Raw genomic sequence first — 2,082 nt, forward strand, 5'->3', positions numbered from 1 at the left:
GTGAATTGAGAGAGCGTTTAAGCGGCTTTTTCAAGGATAGAAAAAAATAAAACTTTTTTATTGCCAGAAAGAAAAAGCGGTGTATATTTGCACCCGCAAAAACAGCAAGCGAATTGTTCTTTTAGAGTGGACTTGAAATAAAAAAAAAGCTTTAAAATTTTCCAAAGATTTTGTTTGGAAGTAAAGGAAAAAGCATTGTATATTTGCAGCCGCTTTCACAGCAAACGAGTTCACAAAAATACTGAAAAGAAATCCCGGGTGGGTGATAAAGAGAAGAGGTTCGAGTCCTTTAATTTCGGCAAAGAAACCTTCGTTATTAGAAGGAAGTTCATTGATTTATTGAATTGACAGCGCGTAAGATTGCCTTAGGGCAATCATTACAAATAATTTAGAATTAAGACTAGAGAAGTCGTCTTTGAGTGCAAACTTTAGATGGTTGTTATATTATTTAAGAAACAACGATGAAGAGTTTGATCCTGGCTCAGGATGAACGCTAGCGGCAGGCCTAACACATGCAAGTCGAGGGGTAACAGGGATTGCTTGCAATCTGCTGACGACCGGCGCACGGGTGCGTAACGCGTATACAACCTACCTTTTGGAGGGGAATAGCCCAGAGAAATTTGGATTAATACCCCATAGTATATATGGATCTCCTGATTTATATATTAAACATTTATGGCCATTAGATGGGTATGCGTCCTATTAGTTAGATGGTAAGGTAACGGCTTACCATGGCTGCGATAGGTAGGGGTCCTGAGAGGGAGACCCCCCACACTGGTACTGAGACACGGACCAGACTCCTACGGGAGGCAGCAGTGAGGAATATTGGACAATGGGCGAGAGCCTGATCCAGCCATGCCGCGTGCAGGAAGACTGCCCTATGGGTTGTAAACTGCTTTTATACGGGAAGAACCGCACCCTCGTGAGGGTGTTTGACGGTACCGTAAGAATAAGGATCGGCTAACTCCGTGCCAGCAGCCGCGGTAATACGGAGGATCCAAGCGTTATCCGGAATCATTGGGTTTAAAGGGTCCGTAGGCGGGGTAATCAGTCAGTGGTGAAAGTCTGCAGCTTAACTGTAGAATTGCCATTGATACTGTTATCCTTGAGTTATTATGAAGTGGTTAGAATGAGTAGTGTAGCGGTGAAATGCATAGATATTACTCAGAATACCGATTGCGAAGGCAGATCACTAATAATACACTGACGCTGATGGACGAAAGCGTAGGTAGCGAACAGGATTAGATACCCTGGTAGTCTACGCCGTAAACGATGGTTACTAGCTGTTCGGCCTAATTGAGGGCTGAGTGGTTAAGCGAAAGTGATAAGTAACCCACCTGGGGAGTACGTTCGCAAGAATGAAACTCAAAGGAATTGACGGGGGCCCGCACAAGCGGTGGAGCATGTGGTTTAATTCGATGATACGCGAGGAACCTTACCAGGGCTTAAATGTAGTCTGACAGGGCTGGAAACAGCTTTTTCTTCGGACAGATTACAAGGTGCTGCATGGTTGTCGTCAGCTCGTGCCGTGAGGTGTCAGGTTAAGTCCTATAACGAGCGCAACCCCTGTGGTTAGTTGCCAGCGAGTGAAGTCGGGAACTCTAGCCAGACTGCCGGTGCAAACCGCGAGGAAGGTGGGGATGACGTCAAATCATCACGGCCCTTACGTCCTGGGCCACACACGTGCTACAATGGTAGGGACAGAGAGCAGCCACTTCGCGAGAAGGAGCGAATCTATAAACCCTATCACAGTTCGGATCGCAGTCTGCAACTCGACTGCGTGAAGCTGGAATCGCTAGTAATCGGATATCAGCCATGATCCGGTGAATACGTTCCCGGGCCTTGTACACACCGCCCGTCAAGCCATGGAAGCCGGGGGTACCTGAAGTCGGTCACCGCAAGGAGCCGCCTAGGGTAAAACTGGTAACTGGGGCTAAGTCGTAACAAGGTAGCCGTACCGGAAGGTGCGGCTGGAACACCTCCTTTCTAGAGCTATTGCACTTTAAAGTGCAGAGCGCAATTATCTAAGAGGAAGTATTTAAAGCTTCTTTTTTGGTCTTGATTCTATGCTGTCGATTTAAT

General features: G+C 46.6%; 1 rRNA gene. It reads left to right on the top strand.

Annotation, left to right across the window (positions count from 1 at the left end):
- Window positions 1-458: 458 nt before the first annotated feature.
- Window positions 459-1,986 (top strand): 16S ribosomal RNA (locus BUW93_RS14820).
- Window positions 1,987-2,082 lie beyond the last annotated feature (96 nt).

It is taken from the genome of Salegentibacter sediminis (genome assembly GCF_002078605.1).
Lineage (GTDB): Bacteria > Bacteroidota > Bacteroidia > Flavobacteriales > Flavobacteriaceae > Salegentibacter > Salegentibacter sediminis.